General features: G+C 67.2%; 17 protein-coding genes and 1 riboswitch. Of the genes, 11 read left to right on the top strand and 6 right to left on the bottom strand.

Annotated features, from left to right (window positions below):
* The first annotated feature begins 61 nt into the window (after nt 1–61).
* Entirely contained in the window at nt 62–310 is a 249-nt protein-coding gene (locus PI86_RS16975) for a hypothetical protein (RefSeq protein ID WP_235362708.1), read from the top strand.
* A 677-nt stretch (nt 311–987) separates the two neighbouring features.
* Here the strand turns inward: PI86_RS16975 and PI86_RS07875 are convergent.
* From PI86_RS07875 to PI86_RS07865, 3 genes are read right to left on the bottom strand one after another with little or no spacing between them, the layout of a single operon-like run.
* Nucleotides 988–1,851: an XAC2610-related protein gene (locus PI86_RS07875; RefSeq protein ID WP_039320640.1), complete on the bottom strand. Its 864-nt coding sequence runs from the start codon at nt 1,849–1,851 to the stop codon at nt 988–990.
* 43 nt (nt 1,852–1,894) lie between these two features.
* A complete protein-coding gene (locus PI86_RS07870; protein WP_039320633.1) occupies nt 1,895–2,263 on the bottom strand; it encodes a hypothetical protein in 369 nt (122 codons plus the stop codon).
* Between the two features lie 33 nt (nt 2,264–2,296).
* Entirely contained in the window at nt 2,297–2,692 is a 396-nt protein-coding gene (locus PI86_RS07865; RefSeq protein WP_039320628.1) for a winged helix-turn-helix transcriptional regulator, read from the bottom strand.
* A gap of 136 nt (nt 2,693–2,828) precedes the next feature.
* On the opposite strand from PI86_RS07865, the gene PI86_RS07860 reads away from it, so the two are divergent.
* From PI86_RS07860 to PI86_RS07835, 6 genes are all read left to right on the top strand, one after another.
* Nucleotides 2,829–3,461, top strand: coding sequence for a glutathione S-transferase C-terminal domain-containing protein (locus tag PI86_RS07860; RefSeq protein ID WP_039320626.1), 633 nt, complete (start codon nt 2,829–2,831; stop codon nt 3,459–3,461).
* A 75-nt stretch (nt 3,462–3,536) separates the two neighbouring features.
* Entirely contained in the window at nt 3,537–3,923 is a 387-nt protein-coding gene (locus PI86_RS07855) for a hypothetical protein (protein WP_039320621.1), read from the top strand.
* Between the two features lie 91 nt (nt 3,924–4,014).
* The gene (locus tag PI86_RS07850) at nt 4,015–5,307 is read left to right on the top strand and encodes a TolC family protein (RefSeq protein ID WP_039320619.1); all 1,293 of its coding nucleotides are present in this window, start codon (nt 4,015–4,017) and stop codon (nt 5,305–5,307) included.
* Nucleotides 5,308–5,318: 11 nt separating this feature from the next.
* A complete protein-coding gene (locus PI86_RS07845) occupies nt 5,319–6,827 on the top strand; it encodes an efflux RND transporter periplasmic adaptor subunit (RefSeq protein ID WP_039320616.1) in 1,509 nt (502 codons plus the stop codon).
* Complete coding sequence (locus PI86_RS07840) at nt 6,824–10,030, top strand: efflux RND transporter permease subunit (RefSeq protein WP_039320613.1); 3,207 nt, start codon at nt 6,824–6,826, stop codon at nt 10,028–10,030. The genes PI86_RS07845 and PI86_RS07840 overlap by 4 nt, the downstream gene beginning before the upstream one ends.
* On the top strand, nt 10,027–10,395 hold the full coding sequence (locus tag PI86_RS07835; RefSeq protein ID WP_039320610.1) for a copper-binding protein: 369 nt from the start codon (nt 10,027–10,029) through the stop codon (nt 10,393–10,395). The genes PI86_RS07840 and PI86_RS07835 overlap by 4 nt, the downstream gene beginning before the upstream one ends.
* A gap of 121 nt (nt 10,396–10,516) precedes the next feature.
* Here PI86_RS07835 and PI86_RS07830 read toward each other — a convergent pair whose 3' ends face one another.
* The 3 genes from PI86_RS07830 to PI86_RS07820 form a co-directional block, all read right to left on the bottom strand.
* Complete coding sequence (locus tag PI86_RS07830; RefSeq protein WP_039320608.1) at nt 10,517–11,527, bottom strand: sodium:calcium antiporter; 1,011 nt, start codon at nt 11,525–11,527, stop codon at nt 10,517–10,519.
* Nucleotides 11,528–11,639: 112 nt separating this feature from the next.
* A riboswitch (yybP-ykoY riboswitch) is annotated at nt 11,640–11,776 on the bottom strand.
* A gap of 135 nt (nt 11,777–11,911) precedes the next feature.
* Complete coding sequence (locus PI86_RS07825; RefSeq protein ID WP_039320605.1) at nt 11,912–13,327, bottom strand: heavy metal sensor histidine kinase; 1,416 nt, start codon at nt 13,325–13,327, stop codon at nt 11,912–11,914.
* The gene (locus tag PI86_RS07820) at nt 13,324–13,995 is read right to left on the bottom strand and encodes a heavy metal response regulator transcription factor (protein WP_039320603.1); all 672 of its coding nucleotides are present in this window, start codon (nt 13,993–13,995) and stop codon (nt 13,324–13,326) included. The genes PI86_RS07825 and PI86_RS07820 overlap by 4 nt, the downstream gene beginning before the upstream one ends.
* Nucleotides 13,996–14,262: 267 nt before the next feature.
* Here PI86_RS07820 and PI86_RS07815 point away from each other — a divergent pair, with 267 nt between their 5' ends.
* From PI86_RS07815 to PI86_RS07800, 4 genes are all read left to right on the top strand, one after another.
* The gene (locus PI86_RS07815; RefSeq protein ID WP_039320601.1) at nt 14,263–14,649 is read left to right on the top strand and encodes a hypothetical protein; all 387 of its coding nucleotides are present in this window, start codon (nt 14,263–14,265) and stop codon (nt 14,647–14,649) included.
* An 87-nt stretch (nt 14,650–14,736) separates the two neighbouring features.
* Nucleotides 14,737–15,030 (top strand): hypothetical protein, encoded by a 294-nt coding sequence (locus PI86_RS07810; protein WP_039320599.1) that lies wholly within the window; start codon nt 14,737–14,739, stop codon nt 15,028–15,030.
* Nucleotides 15,027–16,550, top strand: coding sequence for a TolC family protein (locus PI86_RS07805; RefSeq protein ID WP_039320595.1), 1,524 nt, complete (start codon nt 15,027–15,029; stop codon nt 16,548–16,550). Before PI86_RS07810 ends, PI86_RS07805 begins: the two co-directional genes overlap by 4 nt.
* A gap of 1 nt (nt 16,551) precedes the next feature.
* Nucleotides 16,552–17,847, top strand: coding sequence for a multicopper oxidase family protein (locus tag PI86_RS07800; protein ID WP_039320593.1), 1,296 nt, complete (start codon nt 16,552–16,554; stop codon nt 17,845–17,847).
* Nucleotides 17,848–17,919 lie beyond the last annotated feature (72 nt).

Genomic DNA, 17,919 nt, shown 5'->3' with positions numbered 1-17,919 from the left:
AGCTCTGCTTTCGGATCGAGCGTTTCGCACTCGACATGCCCGACACGGTGCCCGCCTCCCGGTGATGAAGGACGCCGCCACGAACGGTGACCAGGCTGGCGTCGACGTGTGGAAGGAAGGCGGAGCGAACCGAGCGCTGATGCAAGGTGCGGGTGCGGCACTGGTGACGGGACTGGCGGGCGGCAATGCAGTAGGTGGCGCAACCGGTGCGGCGATTGCACCGATCGCGTCGGGTGAGTTGAACGAACTGCGAAGCACGATCGCGAGCAGTGATCCGACATTCATGAAAGAGAGGTGGGGCTTTGTTTGATGGTGGACCAAATCTACGAGATCCGATCAAAAGTCCGTTCCGTCAGACTTGGTTGCGCAGATCGGTGGAGCTTTTATGCGAGGGCATTGCAAAGGCTACGCTAGTGGTTGGGATACTTCTTGCGCTAGTGCTGGTCGTGCTCTCTGGTGGGGCGGACTGCGGCGTTGCTTGGCCAACCACAAGACGAGCACGATTTCGAGCATTCATGACTCTAATCGTAACTGCTGCAATATTGATCGGCGTCACTTATGTGATTCGTATGAAATTTAATTTAACAATGTAAGCCCATTGTCTCCATACACGGCACAGTTTTGATGAAGTGGGGCGATCCCAGACTCGGTCCGCTTTCGTCGGAGACGACGCCAGCGAGGATCGAGAACTGACGACCTTTCTGACCGCGCAGATCGCCGCGTTGTTGTCCGAGATTCACGAGCCGCGGTCCCGTTGTCGACCCTGTGGCGGCAGCCATATCGTGACGCGGGATTCAGAATACGCCCGATCGACCGATTGCCGTTGTTCGAATGCCAGTCGTGCCGGCGCTATTTCGGCCGCGCCGTCGACAGGCTGCTCGGCGAAAAACGCCTCAGCAGATCGACCTGTTCGTGTCTCTGCTGTCGCGACCGATCTATCGGAGTCCTCGAGTTGCCGTAGCTGAAGAGCAAGGAAAGGGTTCCCTGTCAGCCGCTCATCGCCTCCTTCGCACTGACCCAACCCTGCACCGCACCCGCGTGCGGATTGCGATACCGCACCTTCAGCCACTGAAAATCGTCGCTCGCGTCGATCACCTCCACCGTGTCGCCTGCGACGACATAGCGGCGCGTGGGCGCATCGGTCATCGCGTCGTGCAGCGGCAGGCGTGCCGGGCGCACCTTGAACGTGACGGCGCCGCCGCCATAGGCGTCGGGGCGGCGCGAGACGCGCTTGCCGTGCGCGTCGTAGGTCAGCAGCATCGACGACGGGCCGTTGTCGGCGTCGAGCAGGTCGCGCAGGTCGTCCGGTATCGCTTCGCTGGACTGGTACAGGTACATCTTGCCGCCGGCATCGAAGCGATATGCATCGGTGTACCAGATCGGCCCGCCGCGGCACGAACTGTACAGCGTGCGCTCCTTTGGCTTCGCTTCGACGTTGATCAGGTCGTCGCAACTGCCGTGCGGCATGTTCGTCGCAGGCATTTGCAAAGGCTCGAACTGCTGGCGCGCGGCGTCGTACAGGTAGATGCCGTAGCTTTCGTTGACCATGCCGAGCAACGCATGCGCCGCGAGATCGCGGTGGCCGTCGAAGTTGTAGTCGTCGGTCGCGAGGTGATAGTGGCCTTCCTCGTCGGTGGCCGTGACGTCGAGCGTCTGCGTTTTTCCGCTCGGCAGGAAGCGGACCGTGATGTGCGCACTGTCCGCGCGTTCGACGCGGGCCGTGACGGTGTCGTCGACCTTGAAGGTGAGCAGCGGTTTGGCCGCATGCGCGGCGGGGGCCAGCGTTGCGCACGCGGAGAGTAGCAGTGCAGCAACGCGCGGAAACGGTCGGAGTGGCGAGGTGCGCGTCATGAGCGGTTGTCGGCGTGAACGGGGGGAGTGCGTGGTCAATCGGTCAGCCGCGCGTGCTGTCGTCCTGAAAGCCGTCCTTGCCGACGAAGATCTCCTTCAGCGCGGCGCGCAGCGTGACCGGATCGTACTGGCCGGGCGCGAGATGGATCACGTAACGAGTCTGACCGTCGAGACGCGCGGCGATGCCCGGTTCGATCTCGACGTCGATCGTGTCGTCCGTCAGCCTCACCGACAGATCCTTGACGCGCCAGTTGATCTGGTCGCGCACCATCACTTCGATCAGCGCGTCGTCCGGAAAGCGCGACAGCGCGAAGCAATAGTCCTGCTCCCCATCGTGACAGTAGATGTTGGCGAAGCTTTCGTCGTCGTCGAGGTCGGACGTGGCCGCGCCGACGGTGGCGTGAAGTTCCATGAACGTAGGTTCCTGCGTATGGGTTATCTGGGGTTATCTCGGGTTACCGGAGCAAGCCGGTTGCGTTTCGATCGCCGCCTCGGGCGTCGCGCCGGTATCGCACGTCGCATCGACATCGCGTGCCTTCAGCCACAGCCCGAATTCGCGCATCACGTCGACCACGGGCCGCAGCCGGTCGCCATCCGCGGTCAGATCGTACTCGACCCGCACCGGCACTTCCGGATAGACGGTCCGTCGCACGAGCCCCGCATCCTCCAGCGCGCGCAGGTCGAGCGTCAGCATGCGCTGCGAGATGCCCGGCATGTCGCGGCGCAGGTCGCTGAAGCGTCGCGGCCCGTCGAGCAGATACGACACCAGCAGCAGCCGCCAGCGGCCGCCGAGCAGGCGCATCGCTTCTTCAACGGAACATCCTGTCGCACTCGTTTTCATCGTGCTGAACCCTGGTCGGTAAATTTTTTGTGACTACGGCACAAACGACTGCCGTCTTCTCAGTCCTGCGCCGATGCGAGATATTAGCGCCCGCGTCGCGGCGAATCGATACCTGGACAACCCACGAAGGAAACGCATGAAGCTCTATCACGCTCCCGGCAGCTGTTCGCAGGCAATCTGCATCGTGCTGCGCGAAGGCGACATCGACGCTGAAGTCATCAAGGTCGACGCGCGCAAACACGTCATTGAAGACGGGCGCAATTACTACGATGTGACCGAACTCGGCTACGTGCCGCTGCTCGAACTCGACGACGGCACGGTGCTGCGCGAAGGGCCGGTGATCGCGCAGTATCTCGCGGACCAGCGCCCGGAAGCAGCGCTCGCACCCGCTTACGGCACGCTCGCGCGCTACCGGCTGATGGAATGGCTCAACTTCCTCGGCACCGAGATCCACAAGGGGTTCATCCCGCTGCTTTACGCGGTACAGGCCGGAAAATACGTCGATCCGGCGAGAGCGAAACTCGACAGCCGCTTCGCCTGGATCGACCGCCAGCTCGAAGGCCGGACGTTCGTGACGGGCGATACGTTCACGGTCGCCGATGCGTACCTGTTCGCGCTTACCGGCTGGGGCAAGGCCGACTGGATGCGCTCGGTGTATCACGCGGATATCGACCTGAGCCGGCATGCGCATCTGCGCGCGTGGTACGAACGCGTGCGCGCGCGGCCGCCCGTGCAGGCCGTGCTGGCGGCGGACAACCTGCTGTGCTGATACGCGGCGGCGGTGCGTCATTCCGTCGTGTCGACGTGCCGCCACGCAGCAATCGGCCGCGCTATAATCGCGCCCATGAAATGGCTTCGGACCTTCATCCTGCTGCTGCTCTGCGCGGTGCTGCCCATCAGTGGGCTGGCAGCCAGTGGCCTGACCGGTGAATGTCCGATGCAGCACACGATGCCGATGGATTCGGACACCGGCATGAACATGGCCATGTCCGCCGACATGAGCGGCTGCGATTCGATGCAGCCGTCATCGGCCGGTCACGCGAAGGCCAAAGCCAAGGGCATGGCCTGCAAGGTGACGGCCCAATGCCAGTTCGGCAGTCTCTATCACCCGGCCGCCCGCGCCGACGTCAGCCGTCCCGCTGCATACGCCAGCACGATCGTCTTCCACTACACGCAGTCCGTCCCGGTCCGCGACCCGAGCGGGTTGTGGCGCCCTCCACGCATCAGCTGATCCCGATCTGACCGGTTCACCGCCCACGCGGTGAGGTTCGTCCTGTGCGCAGGACGTGGAATCCCTTTGGATTCCGACTTGGGGTTACACCATGTCATTCGATTTCAGCACGCCGCGCACGCGGCGTGCGTGTCGGCGCGCGCCCGTGCTGTGGGCCGCGCTGCTGGTGGCGGGCGCCGTTCACGCGCAGCAGTCGCCATTCACGCTGGACGCCGCGCTGCAGTCCGCCACCGATCATTCCGCTTCGATGCAGGCCGCGCAGGCGTCCGTGCTCGCGCGTTCCGAAGCGGCCGTGAGGGCCGGCCAGTTGCCGGACCCGATGCTCAAGGCCGGCATCGACAACCTGCCGGTCAACGGCGGTCAGCGCTTCACCGTCGGCCAGGACTTCATGACGATGCGCCGGATCGGCATCGAGCAGGAGTGGGTGTCCGGCGACAAGCGGCGGCTACGCACGGCACTCGCCAACGAGCAGGTTGGCCGCGAGCGCGCGGGTTATCTCGCGCAGCTCGCCACCGTGCGCCAGCAGACCGCGACGGCGTGGCTCGATGCCGTCTACGCGAAGCAGGCGCTTGCCCTCCAGCAGGCACTGCTCGCCCACATGCATCACGAACTCGAGGCGACGCAGGCGTCGTATCGCGGCGCGAAGGCGAGCGCGGGCGACGTCGTGCAAGCACGCGCGATGCTCGCGCAAACGCAGGATCAGGTGCTCAAGGCGCAGCAGGCGTATCGCACCGCGCTCGTCGCGCTCGCCCGCTGGACGGCCGTTCCGGTGGCCGACGTGACGGGGGCGCCGCCCGCGCCCGAATCCTTCGTGTCGTCGTTGCCGCCGGACGAACTGCGCCTGTCGCAGCCCGCGCTCGTCGCCGCGGCGGACGACATTGCCGTGGCCGAGGCCGACACGGCGGTCGCGAACAGCGAGCGCAGCCCGAACTGGACGTGGGAGATCGCGTACCAGCAGCGCGGCGGCGCGTATTCGAACATGGTGTCGGTCGGCGTCTCGATCCCGCTGCCGCTCAATCGCAAGAGCCGCCAGAACCGCGACGTCGCCGAGAAGGCCGCGCTCGAGACGAAGGCGCGCCTGATGTACGAGGACACGCTGCGTCAGGTACAGGCCGATATCCGCACGCAATCCGACACGCTGGCAAGCGGCCGCGAACGCATCGCGAACCTGAGCGCTGCGCTGCTGCCTGCCGCCGATCAGCGCGTGCAACTCGCGACGGCCGCGTACCGGGCCGGCACGGGGGCGCTCGCCGACACGTTCGCCGCGCGGCGCGCGCAACTCGACGCGCAGTTGCAGGTGCTCGATCTTAGGCGCGATGTGTCGCAGACCTGGGCGCAGCTCGAATATCAGGTCGTGCCGTCGACGATGGCCGCCGCGCAGTGAAGGAGATCACCATGACCAGGCAATCACTGGCGCGTGCGGCGCTGATAACGTTCGCCGGCGCGGCGCTCGTCGGCGCCGGCTATTTCGCGGGCGTCCGCCATGCGGCGGGCGGCGCGGTGGCGGGCACGCAGGATCAACAAGCGGCACGCAAGGTGCTGTACTGGCACGACCCGATGGTACCGAACCAGCACTTCGACCAACCGGGGAAATCGCCGTTCATGGACATGCAGCTGCAGCCCGTCTTTGCGGACGAAGGCGGCGACGCACCCGGCATCCGGATCGATCCGGGCCTGCAGCAAAACCTCGGCATACGCTATGCGACCGTGCGCCGGCAGCAGACGGCGGCTGGCTTCGACGCGGTGGGCACCACGCAGTTCGACGAATCGCGCGCGGACGTCGTGCAGTCGCGCGCCACCGGCTACATCGACCGGCTTTACGCACGCGCGCCGCTGCAGCGCATCGAGAAGGGCGCTCCGATCGCATCGCTGTTCGTGCCGGAGTGGCTCGCGCCGCAGGAGGAATATCTCGCGCTCAAGCGCGGCGGGATGGATGGCAGCCTGCTCGATGCGTCGCGCGCGCGGATGCGCGCGCTGTCGATTCCCGACGGGATGATCGCAACCCTCGATCGCACCGGCCGCGCCCAGGCGCACGTCGTGCTGAGCGCGCCGGAAAGCGGCGTGGTCAGCGAGCTGAACGTGCGCGACGGCGCGATGGTCGCACCCGGCCAGACGCTGGCGAAGATCGCCGGGCTGGCGACGCTCTGGCTCATCGTCGAGGTGCCGGAAGCGCTCGCGCTGAACGTGCAGCCGGGGATGTCGGTCGATGCGACGTTCGCGGGCGATCCGGCGCGGCACTTCACCGGGCGCATCCGCGAAGTACTGCCCGGCATCAGCACGGGCAGCCGCACGTTGCAGGCACGCGTGGAGATCGACAATGCGGCGCTCAAGCTCACGCCCGGCATGCTGATGCGCGTGCACGTCGCCGCGCAGAAAACCGTGTCGCGCCTGCTGGTGCCGGCCGAAGCGGTGATCGCGACCGGCAAGCGCTCGATCGTCGTCGTGAAGACCGGCGACGGCCGGCTCCAGCCGGTGTCGGTGACGGTGGGCAACGACGTCGGCAGCGATACGGAAGTGCTCGACGGGTTGAACGAAGGCGATACGGTCGTCGCATCGGGGCAGTTCCTGATCGATTCGGAAGCGAGCCTGAAAAGCGTGCTGCCGCGGCTGGAACGCGCGGCCGGCGCAAGCGCGGCGCAAGCGCCAGCCGCCGCGGCCGCGGCCGCGGCCGCGCCGGTGTATGAAACCACCGGCAAGGTCGAGAAGGTGACCGACGACGACATCACGTTCTCGCATCAACCGGTGCCGGCGCTCGGCTGGGGCGCGATGACGATGGCGTTCGGCAAGCCGTCGGCGCATGCGTTCCCGGACGTGAAGGCCGGCCAGACCGTGCGTTTCGCATTCGTGCAGGGCGACGACGGCTACCGGCTGACGAAGGTCGAGCCGCAGGGAGGCGCACGATGATCGCGCACGTGATTCGCTGGTCCGTCCGCAACCGCTTCCTGGTGCTGCTCGCCACCGTGCTGATCGCGGCGTGGGGCGTCCATTCGCTGCGACAGACGCCGCTCGACGCGTTGCCCGATCTGTCGGACACGCAGGTGATCGTGAAGGCGTCGTATCCGGGCAAGGCGCCGCAGGTCGTCGAGGATCAGGTGACCTATCCGCTGACGACCACGCTGCTCGGCGTGCCGGGCGCGAAAACCGTCCGCGCGTACTCGTCGTTCGGCGACGCGTTCGTCTACGTGCTGTTCGACGACCACACCGATCCGTACTGGGCGCGTTCGCGGGTGCTCGAATACCTGAGTCAGGTGCAGAGCAGGCTGCCGGCCGGCGCGGCCGTGTCGCTCGGGCCCGATGCGACCGGCGTCGGCTGGGTGTACGAGTATGCGCTCGTCGATCGCACCGGCCGCCACGACCTCGGGCAACTGCGCGCGCTCAACGACTGGTTCCTGAAGTTCGAGCTGAAGGCCGTGCCGGACGTGTCGGAAGTCGCGAGCATCGGCGGGATGGTGCGCCAGTACCAGGTCGTGCTCGATCCGGACAAGCTGCGCGCGTACGGCATCACGCAGGCGGCGGTCGCGGACGCGCTCGGCAAGGCCAACCAGGCATCCGGCGGCTCGGTCGTCGAGCTGGCCGAGTCGGAGTACATGGTGCGTTCGTCCGGCTACCTGCGCACGCTCGACGACTTCCGGCATGTCGTGCTGCGCACCGATGACGCAGGCACGCCGGTGCTGCTCGGCGACGTCGCGCGCATCCAGGTCGGCCCGGCGATGCGGCGCGGGATCGCGGAGCTGAACGGGCAGGGTGAAGTGACGGGTGGTGTCGTCGTGATGCGATCGGGCAAGAACGCGCTGACGACGATCGACGCGGTGAAGGCGAAGCTCGCCGACCTGAAGCGTTCGCTGCCACCCGGCGTCGACATCGTCACGACCTACGACCGCTCGCAATTGATCGAGCGCGCGGTGGACAACCTCCGGGACAAGCTGATCGAGGAATTCGTCATCGTCGGGATCGTCTGCGCGGTGTTCCTGTTCCATCTCCGCAGCGCGTTCGTCGCGATCCTGTCGCTGCCGCTCGGCGTGCTGGCCGCGTTCATCGTGATGCGCTACCAGGGCGTGAACGCGAACCTGATGTCGCTGGGCGGCATCGCGATCGCGATCGGCGCGATGATCGACGCGGCGATCGTGATGATCGAGAACGCACACAAGCATCTGGAAGCGTACGACCACGCGCATCCCGGCGAGCCGCTCACGGCCGCGCGCCGCTGGGAGCTCGTCGCGGCGTCGGCGGCGGAAGTCGGGCCCGCGCTGTTCTTCTCGCTGCTGATCATCACGCTGTCGTTCATCCCGGTGTTTTCGCTGGAAGGGCAGGAGGGCAAGCTGTTCGCGCCACTGGCGTTCACGAAGACCTACACGATCGCCGCGGCAGCCGGGTTGTCGGTGACGCTGGTGCCGGTGCTGATGGGCTATCTCGTGCGAGGGCGCATTCCGCACGAGCACGCGAACCCGATCAACCGCGTGCTGATCCGCGTGTACCGACCGCTGCTCGAAGCGACGCTGCGGCGCCCGTGGGTCGCGATCGGCGTTGCCGTCGCCGCGCTCGTGCTGACCGCCGTGCCGGTGTCGCGCCTCGGCGGCGAATTCATGCCGCCACTCGACGAAGGCGATCTGTTGTACATGCCGACTGCGCTGCCGGGTATTTCGGCCGACAAGGCGAGCGAGCTGCTGCAGCAGACCGACCGGCTGATCAAGTCCGTGCCCGAGGTCGACACGGTGTTCGGCAAGTCGGGGCGCGCGGATACGGCGACCGATCCCGCGCCGCTCGAGATGTTCGAAACGACGATCCGCTTCAAGCCGCGCAGCGCATGGCGGCCGGGGATGACGCCGGAGAAGCTCGTCGACGAACTCGATCGCACGGTGCGGGTGCCGGGCCTGTCGAACGTGTGGGTGCCGCCGATCCGCAACCGGCTCGACATGCTGTCCACCGGCATCAAGACGCCGGTCGGCGTGAAGATTTCCGGGCCGGACCTGGCAGGCATCGATGCGATCGCAACGCAGGTCGAGGCAGCCGTGAAGCATGTGCCGGGCGTGACGTCCGCGCTCGCGGAACGGCTGAACGGCGGACGCTATATCGACGTCGACATCGACCGGCTCGCGGCCGCGCGCTACGGCCTGTCGGTGGCCGATATCCAGTCGGTCGTATCGTCGGCGGTCGGCGGCGAGGACGTCGGCGAGGTGATCGCGGGGCGCGAGCGGTTCCCGATCAACATCCGCTATCCGCGCGAGATCCGCGATTCGCTCGAGAACCTGCGGCAACTGCCGGTCGTTACCGCGCGCGGCGCGCAGATCCGCCTCGGTGACGTCGCGCGCATCGCGATCGCCGACGGGCCGCCGATGATCCGTAGCGAGAACGCACGGCTGTCCGGCTATGTGTACGTCGACCTGCGCGGCACCGATCTGCGCACGGCGGTCCGTGCAATGCAGCAGGCCGTCGCGCAGCAGGTCGCGTTGCCGCCCGGCTATTCGATCGCGTGGTCGGGGCAGTTCGAGTATCTCGAACGCGCGGCGGCGCAGTTGCGCACCGTCGTGCCGGTGACGCTCGTCGTGATCTTCGTGCTGCTGTTCCTCACGTTCGGCTCGGCGGCCGATGCGCTGCTGCTGATGTCGACGGTGCCGTTCGCGCTGGTCGGCGGCTTCTGGCTCGTCTGGGCGCTCGGCCACGCGGTGTCGGTCGCGACGTCGGTGGGCTTCATCGCGCTGGCGGGCGTGGCGGCCGAGTTCGGCGTCGTGATGCTCCTGTACCTGAAGGGCGCGCTGCAGCGCCGCCTCGACGCCGGCGAACCGCTGACCGATGCGGTGCTGCTCGACGCGATCCGCGAAGGCGCGGTGCTGCGCGTGCGGCCAAAGGCGATGACGGTCGCCGTCGTGCTGGCCGGCCTCGTGCCGATCATGGTCGGACACGGCGCCGGCTCCGAAGTGATGCAGCGCATCGCCGCGCCGATGGTCGGCGGCATGGTCACCGCGCCGCTGCTGTCGATGTTCGTCATTCCCGCCGCATGGCTTCTGCTTCAGCGCCGTCGTGCGCGCAGCGCGAGCGGTCAGCGGCATTCCGATGCAGTTCCTCACGGCATCAACGTGCCGTCCACCCCAACTGGAGAATCCCAATGAAGATGAATCAACTGATTGCCACCGCCGCCGCCGTTTTCGCGACCGGCGCGTTTGCCGTGCCCGCGCTTGCCGCGGGCGAGATGTCGGGCATGGACATGTCCGGCATGAAGATGTCGTCAGGCGGCGCGGCCGAGTCGAACACGGCGCTGACCGATGCCGAAGTGAAGAAGGTCGATGCCGCGAGCGGCAAGATCACGATCAAGCACGGCGCGCTCGGGAACGTCGGGATGCCGCCGATGACGATGGCGTTCAAGGCGAAGGACGCGGCCATGCTCGCCGAGGTTCACGCAGGCGACAAGGTGAAGGTCCGGGTCGAGAACGTCAACGGCACGCTGACGATCGTCAAGCTCGTGAAGGCGTCGTAAGTGCGGGGATGCGGGCGGCGTGGCCGCCCGCGTCGAGCGCAGCGAAGCGCGCCGCGGCTGCCGCAGCCGCAGCCGCGTCCGGGCGCGTGCGTCTGTCAGACGACGCGCCCGATTGGCACACTCAGCGTGTCAGCGTCACGAACAGATAGCCGACGTAACAGGCTCCGTTTGCCAGCAACGCCCAGATCGCGAGCCCGTGCGCGCGGGCATTGACGCGCAGCCAGGCCGCCGCCGCGAGCGTGATGATCACGCCGGTCAGCACCTCGGGGCGCGGCTCCCACGGCGTCAGCATGATGCCGATCGCCGGCAGCAGCGTGCCCTGGAACACCATCGCGCCGGTGATGTTACCGAACGCGAGCGTGTCCTTCTGGCGGCGGATCCACAGCACGCTGTTGACCTTCTCCGGCAATTCGGTCGCGATCGGCACGATGATCAGCGACAGCAGCAGCGCGGAGATGCCGAGCAGGTGCGACACGCCTTCGACGCCATGAATGAAGCCCTTCGCCCCGCCGACGAGCAGCGCGACGCCGAGCGCGAGCTGCAGCGCGATGGTCGCCAGGTTGGTCGGCAGCCCGACGCGCGACAGGAACATCGCATGCGGCGCCTCGGTGCCGTGCCCGGCATCGACGAGCTGCGTCGACGCGCGGAACGTCATCACGACATACATCACGTAGATGCCGACCAGCATCGCGGCAAGCAGCGCACGGACCGCCCACACATGATGCGGAACGAACATCGCGATGGTGGCGAGCGCGAATGCGGCGAGGAAGTAGTTCAGGTCGCGCACGAAGCCGGTCCGCTCGGGCGTGATCGTGCCGCCCAGTCCGCGCGAGCGGATCACGGCGAGCGTCATCAGGAAGGTGGTCAGCGTCGCGAGCATCAGCGGCGCGCCGAGAATCGCGCCGACGCCGATTTCCTCGTTCACGGCCGCATTCGACGTGCCGCCCGCGAGTGCGAGCAGCGGCACCATCGTCTCGGGCAGTGCGGTGCCGACGGCCGCGAACAGCGAGCCCGTGACGCCTTCGGAAATCTTCAGACGTTCGCCGAGATGTTCGAGCGCGTTGGTGAAGAGTTCGGCGGCGACCAGGATGACGATCAGCATGAACGCCAGTTCGACGAGCATCAACGTCATGCGGCACCTCCGCAGGCAGGCATGCGGACAGTGGCGAAACGCGAGGGGGAAGCTGGGAGGAACATGGGGACTCCGTGGTCGGACGTTGACGAACCATGACGCATCTGCCGACGTCCGACCAGGAACGACGCGATGCGTCGATGGTCTCGCCAGACCGATTCGGCCGAACGCGCCACGGCCGCAGGCCGAGTGTGTTGACGCGTTCGCTTTCCGGGGATGGAAAGCAGGCTACTCCCCAAAGACGAAGGGCAGTCTAGCCGAGCCGGCAGCTTTCGGCAAGCTTGTGCGGTGATACCCGTTCATTCGGGAAAGTAAGCCGCCGTACCACGGATGCACGTGCAGCACCGGGAAGCAATCGGTGTGCACGAGCGTGTCATGCGCGTGTCACGAAGCGCGGACGGGGAAGTACAGCGCGAACGTCGTGCGTTCGTCGCGGCTCACGACCTCGACCTTGCCGCGGTGCAGTTCGACGATCGACTTGACGATCGCGAGCCCGAGCCCCGCGTTGCGCGCCGCGCCGTGCCGCGACGAATCGATCCGGTAGAAGCGCTCGAAGATCCGGTCGATCTGTTCGGGCGGAATCGCAACGCCGCGATTCGTGACCTCGACGACCGCGTAGCCTGCCTGGATCGATACGGCCAGCTCGATCGTCGATCCGGCTTCGGCGTGTTCGAGCGCGTTCGACGCGAGGTTGCTGACGGCGCGCCGGAACAGCGTCGCGTCCGCGACGACCGGGGCTTCGCCGTGCACGTCGAGGCGCACGCCGGCCTCGTCGGCCAGCGCCTGGAAATACGACGCGAGCCGGCGCAATTCGTTGCCGGCGTCGAGTTCGGCCGTCTTCAGGTGCTGCCGCGCATTGTCCGTGCGCGCGAGAAACAGCATGTTCTCGATCATCCGCTGCAGCCGTTCGCATTCCTCGATGTTCGAATCGATCAGCGCTTCGTATTCTTCGGTGGTGCGGGCGCGCGACAGCGTGACCTGCGACGAGCTGATCACGTTCGCGAGCGGCGTGCGCATGTCGTGCGCCAGATCGGACGAGAACTGCGACAGCCGCACGAACGCGCGCTCGAGCCGGTCGAGCATCCGGTTGACCGACGTGACGAGCTCGCGCAGCTCGACCGGACCGCCGCGCGCGTCGAGCCGCGCGTTCAGGTTGTGCGCCTCGATGCGCGACGTCTGCCGGCCGAGGCTTTCGACCGGACGCAGGCCGCGCGACGCGACCGCGTAGCCGAGCGCGCCGACCAACAGTGCGCCGAGCGCGGCCGCGAGCCAGATGTCGACGCGATAGCTCTCCAGCAGCGACTCGCGATCGGTCGCCGTGCGGGCCAGTGCGACCTGGATGCGTTCCCCCGACGGCAGCGTGGCGCGCGCACGGACGCAGCGCGACGTGCCGATACCCGGCGGCGCGCAGGTGAACGGGCTGGCGGCCGCACCCGATGCGCCGGCCGGCTGCGGCCGCGCGATCACCGACGCGAGCGTGTTGCCGGCTTCGTCGGTGTGTTCGACGAGCGGGCGGTTCGCGCCGTCGTAGATGCCGAGATAGACGCCGGGATGCGACAGCAGCACTTTATGGAACACGGCCGGATCGGCGCGCAATGCAGCCGTCGAGCCGCTCGCCTGCGCGAGCTGCAGGAACTGGTTGAGCTTGCCGGCGATCTCGATGTCGTCGCGCCGGGTCAGCTCGGCGGACAGCGAGCGATACAGGTACGCGCCGGTCAGCGCGAACACCAGCGCGGCGACGACGGCGAACGCGAGCGTCAGGCGCCGGAGCAGCGAATACGGCGCGGGGCCGCCGCTCACGAGCGATCCTCGAGCACGTAGCCCATCCCGCGAATCGTGTGGATCAGCTTCTTCTCATAGGCGTTGTCGATCTTCGCGCGCAGGCGCTTGATCGCCGCATCGACGACGTTCGTGTCGCTGTCGAAATTCATGTCCCAGATCTGCGACGTGATGAAGGTGCGCGTCAGCACCTCGCCCTCGCGTTCCGCGAGCAGTTGCAGCAGCGCGAACTCCTGCGCGGTCAGGTCGATGCGGTTGTCGGCACGCCGCACGCGACGCTTGATCAGGTCGACTTCGAGATCGGCGACCTGCAGGATCTCGCGCGCATTGCGCGGCGCGCGCCGCAACAGCGAGCGGATGCGGGCGAGGAATTCCGCATACGCGAACGGCTTGAGCAGGTAGTCGTCGGCGCCCAGTTCGAGCCCCGTGACCTTGTCTTCGATCGCCTCGCGGGCCGTGAGCAGCAGCACCGGCGTCTGCTTCTGCGCGCGCAGCCGCCGCAGCACCTCGAAGCCGTCCAGTTCCGGCAGCATCACGTCGAGCACGACGAGATCGAAATCCTCGTGCAGTGCGAGGAACAGCCCGTCCCGGCCGTTCTCGGCCACGTCGACCGTGTAGCTCGCCTCCGTCAGCCCCTTGCGGAGGTACGACGCCATCTTGGGTTCGTCTTCGACTATCAGTATCCGCATGGTGGAGCAGGCCGTTCGTGATTCCAGCCGGTCAGTGTAACGCGTGAGCTTACGGCGTCGCGCGTGCGCGAAAGATGACCCGCGGATGACGGAATTGTCATGAAGCCGGCTTGCGATGCAGCGCCCGCGTTTGATGAAAATCCGGTCATGTTTCGGCCATCTCGTCGTCACGGCGGCGGCGATAAGCTGCAGCCGTCTTGTGTCCGGAGCGCGCCGTCGCGGTGATGCTCCCGTTCATCCGCTCGTTGCCTGCCTGATTCCGCATCCATGTCGTACTGGCGCAAATTCATCCTCGTCGTGCTGCTGGCGCTGTGCCTGCCGATCCAGTCGTTCGCGACCGTGTCGATGCAGTGTGCGGGCGCGGTTGCTGCCGTGCCGCATGCGGCGGATGGGGCGAGCGCCGATGACTCGGCTGCATCGCATGCGAAGCAGCGCGCGCACGGCGAACAGCATGAGCACGACAACCACGCACGGCATGCGACGTCTTGTTCCGCCTGCGGCTCCTGCTGTTTCGGCACGGGCATGGCGGAGGTGCCCGCGGTGTCCGTTGCTTCGGACATCGGCATCGCGATCGTCTCTTTCGCGCCGTCGTCCGTCGTCGTGTCGTTCCTGACCGGCGGCATCGACCGGCCGCCGCGCCGGATTCCCGTCTAGTCCCTGCCCGCGGCCGACCGGCCGCGCTCCGCAAACCGTGCTGGCGACGCTCGATGTCCGCCGCACGACTCACGACGAGAAACATCCATGCGATTGATTACTGCGGCGCTGCTTGGCGCGGCGGCCCTCATGCCGTCGCTCGCGCCCGCGCAAACCGACTTTCCCGATCCGGCCGACGCGGCCGCGCCGGTGCCGGACGTCACCGTGACGTCCGCGTTCGACGGCTACGCGCCGTATCGCGACGACGCAGGACCGGGCTGGAAACAACTGAACCGGGACGTGATGGAGCGACCCGCGAAGGGGCACACGACCGGGCACCCGAAGCCGGTGAACCCGGCGGGCGGCGCAGCCCATTCGATGCACGGAGGGGCTGCGCAATGACGAGCCTGGCGATATCACCGCGCTTCGGCGCGACCGTACTCGTGCTGGCATTCCTCGCCGGCTGCACGACGTTCTCGAAGGACGGCGGTTTCGATGCCGTGTCGTCCGTCGCATCGGAACGGATCGGGAAAGACGCCGTCATCGTCAGGACCGGTGCCGATCGCGAAGCCGTCGACAAGCGGACGAAGGAATTGCTCGCGAAGCCGCTGTCGATGGACGACGCGGTGCAGCTCGCGCTGCTGAACAACCGCGGGCTGCAGGCGTCGTACGCAGAACTCGGGCTGTCGGAGGCCGACCTCGTGCAGGCCGGCCGGCTGCCGAATCCGCGCTTCTCGTTCAGCCGCACGCGGGCCGGCGACGGCGAACTGAGCCTCGGCCGCACGTTTTCGGCCAACGTGTTCGCGCTGCTGACGCTGCCGCTCGCGACGAACATCGAACGGCGTCGCTTCGAGCAGACCAGGCTCGAGACGGCCGACGCGATGCTGAAGGTCGCGGCCGACACGCGCCGTGCGTATGTCGAAGCCGTCGCCGCCGAGCAGGCCGCGAATTATGCGCAACAGGTGCGTGACGCCGCGAGCGCGGCGGCCGAACTCGCGCAGCGCATGCGGCAGGCCGGCAACTTCAGCCGGCTCGATTACGCCCGCGAACAGGCGTTTCATGCGGACGCGGTCGCGCAGCAGGCGAAGGCGCAGCAGCAGGCCGTGGCGGCGCGCGAGAAGCTCACGCGGGCGATGGGACTGTGGGGCGCACGCGCGCAGTACGCGCTGCCCGAGCGCTTGCCCGACCTGCCGAAGGCACGCCCCGATCTGCCCGATCTCGAACGCTATGGGATGAGCAACCGCCTCGACATCCAGGCCGCGAAGCTGCAGACGCAGGGCGTCGCAGCGTCGCTCGGGCTCAGCAAGGCCACGCGCTTCGTCAACGCGGTCGATCTCGGCTACGTGAACAACTACGAGACCGACAAGGGTCACGAGCACGGCTACGAGATCAGCGTCGAGATTCCGCTGTTCGACTGGGGCGGCGCGAAGGTCGCGCGGGCCGAGGCCGTCTACATGCAGTCGGCGAACCGGCTCGCGCAGACGGCCATCGACGCGCGCTCGGAAGTGCGCGAATCGTACGCGGCATACACGACGAGCTACGACGTCGCGAAGCACTATCGCGACGAAGTCGTGCCGCTGCGCAAGACGATCTCGGACGAGCTGCTGTTGCGCTACAACGGGATGCTCGCGAGCGTGTTCGAGCTGCTGGCCGATGCGCGCGAACAGGTCGGCGCGGTCAACGGCTACATCGATGCGCTGAAGGATTACTGGCTCGCGGAAACCGACTTGCAGATGGCGGTCGGCGGCCGGCTGCCGAGCTCGCAGCCGACGCAGCCGACGCAGCCGACGCAGCCGACGCAGCCGACGCAGCCGACGCCGCGTGCGGCCGCTCCCGCCGCCTCCACGCCCGCCGCTGCGCCGCAGCCGGCTTCCTCTCCCGTGGCGCAAGCGGCGCCCGCAACGCATCCTGAAGGTCATTGACATGGTGTCCCGTCGACAATTTCTCAGCGGCTCGGGCGCCGCGCTGCTCGGTGCGGCGATGGTCAGCAAGGCCGGCGCCGCGTCGCTGCCCGAAGCGCCCACGATGGCGAAAGCCGGCACGCAGCCGCCGCTCGTGCCGCCCAACGGCCGCCCGTACACGCCCGTCGCGACACTGAACGGCTGGACGCTGCCGTGGCGGATGAAGAACGGCTGGAAGGAGTTCCACCTGACGGCCGAGCCCGTCGTGCGCGAGATGGCGCCAGGCATGAACGCGAACCTGTGGGGCTACAACGGCCAGTCGCCGGGCCCGACGATCGAGGCCGTCGAAGGCGACAAGGTTCGCATCTTCGTGACCAACCGGCTGCCCGAGCACACGACGATCCACTGGCACGGGTTGCGGCTGCCCAACGGGATGGACGGCGTCGGCGGCCTCACCCAGCCGCATATCCCGCCCGGCAAGACCTTCGTCTACGAGTTCCAGCTGGAGGCACACGGCACGTTCATGTATCACCCGCACGGCGACGAGATGGTGCAGATGGCGATGGGGATGATGGGCATGTTCATCGTGCACCCGAAGGATCGCGCGACGATGCCGGTCGATCGCGACTTCGTGTTCCTGCTCGCCGCTTACGACATCGATCCGGGCAGCTACACGCCGCGCGTGAACGAGATGACGGACTTCAACATGTGGACGTTCAACTCGCGCGTGTTCCCGGGCATCGATCCGCTGCCGGTGCGCGCGGGCGATCGCGTGCGGATTCGTTTCGGCAACCTGACGATGACGAACCATCCGCTCCACCTGCACGGCTACAGCTTCGAGGTCGCCGGCACCGACGGCGGCTGGATTCCGCCGGCAGCGCGCTGGCCCGAGGTGACGGCCGACGTGGCGGTCGGCCAGATGCGCGCGATCGAGTTCACTGCCGATCGCCCCGGCGACTGGGCGTTCCATTGCCACAAGTCGCATCACACGATGAATGCGATGGGCCACCAGGTGCCGAACCTGATCGGTGTGCCGCAGCAGGATCTCGCGAAGCGCATCGGCAAGCTCGTGCCCGACTACATGGCGATGGGCAGCACCGGCGGTGCGATGGGCGGCATGGAGATGCCGCTGCCCGACAACACGCTGCCGATGATGACGGGCACCGGCCCGTTCGGGCCGCTGGAAATGGGCGGCATGTTCACGGTGCTGAAGGTCCGGCAGGGGCTCGGCCGCAACGACTATCGCGATCCGGGCTGGTTCCGGCATCCGAAGGGCACCGTCGCTTACGAATACACCGGCGAATTGCCGGACGGCTGAGCAGCAGCACGCGGCGGCCGTGCCGATGCGGCCGCCGGTTTCATTTCACTCACTCTGGATGGAGCAGGCACG

Source organism: Burkholderia sp. A9 (assembly GCF_000801975.1).
The sequence above is the reverse complement of the archived record's forward strand: the minus strand, read 5'-3'. Positions and strand labels throughout refer to the sequence as shown.

What these genes read in the sequence shown, in the direction of transcription:
- PI86_RS07865 (WP_039320628.1), bottom strand. Translation starts at nt 2,692, where the DNA reads ATGAAAACGAGTGCGACAGGATGTTCCGTTGAAGAAGCGATGCGCCTG.
- PI86_RS07875 (WP_039320640.1), bottom strand. Translation starts at nt 1,851, where the DNA reads ATGACGCGCACCTCGCCACTCCGACCGTTTCCGCGCGTTGCTGCACTG.
- PI86_RS07815 (WP_039320601.1), top strand. Translation starts at nt 14,263, where the DNA reads ATGTCGTACTGGCGCAAATTCATCCTCGTCGTGCTGCTGGCGCTGTGC.
- PI86_RS07800 (WP_039320593.1), top strand. Translation starts at nt 16,552, where the DNA reads ATGGTGTCCCGTCGACAATTTCTCAGCGGCTCGGGCGCCGCGCTGCTC.
- PI86_RS07810 (WP_039320599.1), top strand. Translation starts at nt 14,737, where the DNA reads ATGCGATTGATTACTGCGGCGCTGCTTGGCGCGGCGGCCCTCATGCCG.
- PI86_RS07805 (WP_039320595.1), top strand. Translation starts at nt 15,027, where the DNA reads ATGACGAGCCTGGCGATATCACCGCGCTTCGGCGCGACCGTACTCGTG.
- PI86_RS07830 (WP_039320608.1), bottom strand. Translation starts at nt 11,527, where the DNA reads ATGACGTTGATGCTCGTCGAACTGGCGTTCATGCTGATCGTCATCCTG.
- PI86_RS07860 (WP_039320626.1), top strand. Translation starts at nt 2,829, where the DNA reads ATGAAGCTCTATCACGCTCCCGGCAGCTGTTCGCAGGCAATCTGCATC.
- PI86_RS07835 (WP_039320610.1), top strand. Translation starts at nt 10,027, where the DNA reads ATGAAGATGAATCAACTGATTGCCACCGCCGCCGCCGTTTTCGCGACC.
- PI86_RS07870 (WP_039320633.1), bottom strand. Translation starts at nt 2,263, where the DNA reads ATGGAACTTCACGCCACCGTCGGCGCGGCCACGTCCGACCTCGACGAC.
- PI86_RS07820 (WP_039320603.1), bottom strand. Translation starts at nt 13,995, where the DNA reads ATGCGGATACTGATAGTCGAAGACGAACCCAAGATGGCGTCGTACCTC.
- PI86_RS07840 (WP_039320613.1), top strand. Translation starts at nt 6,824, where the DNA reads ATGATCGCGCACGTGATTCGCTGGTCCGTCCGCAACCGCTTCCTGGTG.
- PI86_RS07850 (WP_039320619.1), top strand. Translation starts at nt 4,015, where the DNA reads ATGTCATTCGATTTCAGCACGCCGCGCACGCGGCGTGCGTGTCGGCGC.
- PI86_RS07845 (WP_039320616.1), top strand. Translation starts at nt 5,319, where the DNA reads ATGACCAGGCAATCACTGGCGCGTGCGGCGCTGATAACGTTCGCCGGC.
- PI86_RS07855 (WP_039320621.1), top strand. Translation starts at nt 3,537, where the DNA reads ATGAAATGGCTTCGGACCTTCATCCTGCTGCTGCTCTGCGCGGTGCTG.